General features: G+C 57.7%; 4 protein-coding genes, 1 tRNA gene and 2 rRNA genes. 3 read left to right on the top strand and 4 right to left on the bottom strand.

Going from position 1 to position 4274, the window contains the following annotated elements:
* Window positions 1-104: 104 nt before the first annotated feature.
* Window positions 105-911, bottom strand: coding sequence for a hypothetical protein (locus tag PAA8504_RS21550; RefSeq protein WP_108896173.1), 807 nt, complete (start codon window positions 909-911; stop codon window positions 105-107).
* 283 nt (window positions 912-1194) lie between these two features.
* On the opposite strand from PAA8504_RS21550, the gene PAA8504_RS21555 reads away from it, so the two are divergent.
* The 3 genes from PAA8504_RS21555 to PAA8504_RS22650 are packed head-to-tail and all read left to right on the top strand — an operon-like array spanning window position 1195 to window position 3456.
* Complete coding sequence (locus PAA8504_RS21555) at window positions 1195-2340, top strand: glycosyltransferase family 2 protein (RefSeq protein WP_146190564.1); 1146 nt, start codon at window positions 1195-1197, stop codon at window positions 2338-2340.
* Window positions 2341-2386: 46 nt separating this feature from the next.
* Window positions 2387-3301 carry a hypothetical protein gene (locus PAA8504_RS21560; protein ID WP_108896175.1) on the top strand — a complete coding sequence of 305 codons (915 nt, stop codon included), beginning with the start codon at window positions 2387-2389 and terminating at the stop codon, window positions 3299-3301.
* Between the two features lie 23 nt (window positions 3302-3324).
* Window positions 3325-3456, top strand: coding sequence for an ATP-binding protein (locus PAA8504_RS22650; protein ID WP_370739723.1), 132 nt, complete (start codon window positions 3325-3327; stop codon window positions 3454-3456).
* A gap of 370 nt (window positions 3457-3826) precedes the next feature.
* On the opposite strand, the gene PAA8504_RS21570 is transcribed toward PAA8504_RS22650, so the two are convergent.
* The 3 genes from PAA8504_RS21570 to PAA8504_RS21580 all read right to left on the bottom strand — a co-directional run.
* Window positions 3827-3903 (bottom strand) — tRNA-Met (locus PAA8504_RS21570).
* A gap of 43 nt (window positions 3904-3946) precedes the next feature.
* Window positions 3947-4061 (bottom strand): 5S ribosomal RNA (gene rrf, locus PAA8504_RS21575).
* Between the two features lie 108 nt (window positions 4062-4169).
* A 23S ribosomal RNA gene (locus tag PAA8504_RS21580) occupies window positions 4170-4274 on the bottom strand; the annotation flags it as partial.

Genomic DNA, 4274 nt, shown 5'->3' on the forward strand with positions numbered 1-4274 from the left:
TCGGGCAGCTGGGTGATGGTATCTTCCGACATGTGGCATATCCCTTTCTCGGCTGAGAATTGACGGCGCTTCGACACCGCCTTGATATGCCGCCCCTCAGGGCATCACCAACTTTCGCGCGTTACTCTCCGATCTGTTCTTTGCCTCAGTTTCCAACTCTGCCCTGAGGAGCGGACATTCGCCGTGGATCCCATAGCAGCATTGCAAATGGACTCGATATTCGTGGGAGAGGCGTTCAGGGCGGCCAATAGTTCTCGAAGGAATTCCATCGGGGTCTCCTGCAAATGCTCGTAGGGCCATACCATTACCTTATCGGGACCCATGGCATCGACCAGAACCTGATACAGGGAACCGAAATCAAGCAAGGTTCCAAAATTGTAGCGGCTTCGTGCAGGGGATATGACATCGGTCAACAGCCTCCCGAAGTCGCGCTGCCCGGCTCGCGAATTCCTGTCCGACATCTGAGCATAGTGGGAAGCAAGCCAGGTATCCTGTCGCCGGATCATGAAGACGACTTTGACGTCTTCGAACCCCCACTCGAATGCCGTTCGTCTCAAACCCGCGAGATGAGCGGAAAGCAAAGCAGAACGGCTTCCCTCCCTGCCGATTCTTTCGTCCGAAATCAGGGCATTTTGCCCGCGGGTCTGCCAAGAGTCCTTGGCGCCAAAAATTTCGGTGAATATGGCATCCCCATAACTCTTCCAGATATGGCTCGACCGCTTGAAAACACTCGCCATGAGCCAGTTCCCATCGGCCAGATCCCCGGCACCCTGAAAAATCTGGCTCCGCGGCGAATCGATGAATTCCAGATGCGACATACTGCTGAATACATGTGACTGAAGCCACGACGACGCGGTTTTGGGAAGCCCAATATGAAGATATAGCGTTCGCTTATCTGCATTGTCGTACATGCTCGTCTCTACCCTTCAATATTGACCTCAGAACGTCCCGGCTGGCCTACTTCCGCTGCCCTGGAAGGCAGACGTTCGTCAGTTACGCGTGCAGGTCCAATTTTCCAGATCAGCGGAAGAATTTACCCCCTCGTGCGGCAGGTCGTTCCCGGCTTTGCGGTCGCAAGGCGACGCTTGAGACGGCGTCCAGTCCCGTTCTCTCCCCGTGTTGCGAGAGGGTGCATGGGCCGGTCGATCTGTCGGGAACGCTTGAACATCGCAAGGCCCCCTTCTGGACGCATTTTTGCCCTGGGATCTCTTGCCTCTCGCCCGGCGTGGATCAGGTTCCCAGGCAGGCCGGTCCGGTGTTGTAAAATTAGTCGGGCAACATCTTTCTTCGGGGTTACAAGATATGAAGCAGCAAACCGGATCGCCGCGCGTCAGCGTCTTGATGGCTGCTTACAACGCCGAGAAGTTTCTCGACGAAGCCATCCAAGACATCTTGCGCCAGACCTACAAGGATTTCGAGTTCATCATCGTCGAGGACGGCAGCACAGACGGCACGCTCGCCAAGCTTCGGACTTATGCCGCCGGGGACCCAAGAATCCTCGTGGTGGAAAATACCGAAAATCGTGGCCTTCCAGTTTCACTCAATATTGGATTGGAGCACTGCCGCGCGCCCATCGTGGCAAGGGCAGACGCGGATGATCGGTACATGCCCGACCGCCTACAGCAGCAATTGGCGTTCATGGATCGCAACCCCCAGGTCGGTCTGCTGTCCTGCGCGGTCGAAAAGATCGACGAAAACGGGACGCACCTTCTTACCCAGACGTTTCCGCGCGAAGACGGCGAGATCCGCATCAGAGAGCTTTTCGTGAACTGTATCTCCCATCCCGGGGCCATGTTCCGGCGCGACCTCGTTCTGGAGGTGGGCGGCTATGACCCCGCATATCGGAACGCGCAAGATGCGGATCTCTGGTTGCGCCTGCGCCGAAAGACCAAGACGGCGAACTTGAGGGCGCCGCTGGTCAAATACAGAAAACACGGTGCCTCTGCCGTACAGACCCGATCGGAAGATAAGAAGCTGCTCAGTCTGGGAATTCGTCAGCGCGCATTGGCCGAGTATCTCGGGCGGGACGTCGGTCTCGACGAAGCTGCGGCCATGGTTGATGCTTTCTGGTTTCGACGCGGACACCAGGTCGCACCCGAGAGGGTGCTTGAAGGCCTTAGAGGTCTGCAGGAGGTCTGGGCGCAGGCCCGGCTGCACGAGACGAATGCCACCGTGCGGTTCTTCCGGCGCAGCGTATCCGATGCTCTCGTCTGTCATGCGCGCGGATACTCAGATCGCGCTTTGCGCCTGCGCTTGCTCACCGAGGCCGTCAAATGGCATCCCGCGACTGCGGCAAGACAGGTAAGACATACCCTCTGGCGCAAAACTGTCGGCGTTTGATTTCCCCCGGAAACCCCGTTTGCATCAACCAAGAAGGAGGCAAGCCTTGGAGCTGGAGCCGGTCCGCGAATGGCGGATACATCTGGGGGCCCATAAAACGGCAACGACGCACTTGCAGGACACGATATTCCTGCGCCGCGCATTCCTCAGAAAGATGGGCATCGATTATATTCCGATGCGCGATGTTCGGGCGCTGAAGTTGCCGCCGCGGCCGGGCAGACTCCAGTGGCGGACACGTCTTGGCTGGCCAATGCGCGCCAGGCTCGAAGACGCGATCGCCCCTTTGCGCAGCGGACCGGGGCGGGTCGTGATCTCGGACGAGAACCTGTTGGGATGGGTGCGCGATCTCCTCGCCGTTCCATTCTATCCCAATATGGAAGCACGGCTTCGTCCTTTTCACGCTCTTTGCAAGGCGCGGAATGTATCCTTGTTTCTTGGGCTGAGAAACCCGGCAACACTGCTGCCGTCCGCATATGCACAGCAACTCCGCGTCCGACCGGTTCCTGGTGGATTCGAACCGATATGCAATTTGGCGCTTCGCAGCTCTGCGAGCTGGTTTGATGTCGTATCCCGCCTCAGAAAGACCCTGCCAGATGCGTCATTGACCATCTGGAAATTCGAAGACTACAAAGACATGCAATGGCATATCCTGTCGCAGATCGTGGGGACGTACATCTCTCCCGGCGAGACGCTTCCACCGTCTGCCTCCACCCGGTCGCCTTCGTGGGACGCAATCGAAGCTATCGAGCGTATTCCTGAGCACGCCAGCTCCGAGCAGCATGCAGAGCTGGCTGCACAGATCATCGAAAACGACCTGGGCGCGACTAAATTCGATCCGGTTTCGCACGCGGACAAAGAGCGTTTTGAAGACCTCTACCAAAAGGAGCTGGAAAATATCGCGCGAACCTATCCGGAAATCCGCTTCCTGGCACCGGAATTTGCGCATCCTACAGAGACATAAGAGGAAAAACCGGATCGTTCGACATCTTCGGCAGCATAAATGTTGTGCAGGTCGGCCATTCGCGCGTTGCACATGCCCTTCTCGACCGCCTGACCCATCACTGTGACATCGTTGAGACCGGCAACGAGAGCTGGCGCTTCAGGACCCAGGAATGACCCAGACGCCGCTGGCCCGATCCGGCCGCGCTGTATGGAGGCTACACCGCATCGGGCCAGCTATCCGTGCGATCTGCGAAAGGGGGGCAATATTGCGTCCCGATTGACAGTGACTCGCCCGGTTGCGCCGAGAGCGAGAATCCGTAGTCGTCGTGTCGCCCGCCGCTCCCGCTTTTTGTCACTGGCAAGGGAGGCGCGCACGCGACGCGTGATCGGAATTAACATCCACCGGACCTCCGAAAAGGGTGAGCGCCCACGAGTCCGAAAGCGGCAGCCGGAGGCGCCGAGCGATCCTGACTGCAAGCGAAAACCCAATGGGGCGAATACGGCGCATACACAGGCGCCGTTCGGGCAGAGATTTCGTATAATTTGGTTGCGGGGATAGGATTTGAACCTATGACCTTCAGGTTATGAGCCTGACGAGCTACCGGACTGCTCCACCCCGCGGTGCTTTTTTTATCGTATGAGAGGTACACGGGGCTTTTTCTAGGTTTGGCGGCGACCTACTCTCCCACGTCTTAGGACGCAGTACCATCGGCGCTACGGCACTTAACGACCGGGTTCGGAATGGAGCCGGGTGTTTTGCTCGTGCTATGACCACCAAACCGAGGAAAAGCCCATTTGCGGTGCGGGTTGCACCACATTTGGTCCAAGTCAAGTTCACTGGGATGTATGCTTCCGATCTGGTCAAGGCAGTCAGCCTTCTTCCGGATCAGATCAAGCCTATCGGACAATTAGTACCGGTCAACTGAACGCATTGCTGCGCTTACATCTCCGGCCTATCGACGTGGTGGTCTACCACGGTCCTCAGGGATACC

Origin of the sequence: Palleronia abyssalis (assembly GCF_900302445.1) — a bacterium.
In the GTDB taxonomy this organism is placed as follows: domain Bacteria; phylum Pseudomonadota; class Alphaproteobacteria; order Rhodobacterales; family Rhodobacteraceae; genus Palleronia; species Palleronia abyssalis.

Excerpts from the sequence above, each read along its gene's own strand:
- PAA8504_RS21550 (WP_108896173.1), bottom strand. The coding sequence starts at position 911 with ATGTACGACAATGCAGATAAGCGAACGCTATATCTTCATATTGGGCTT.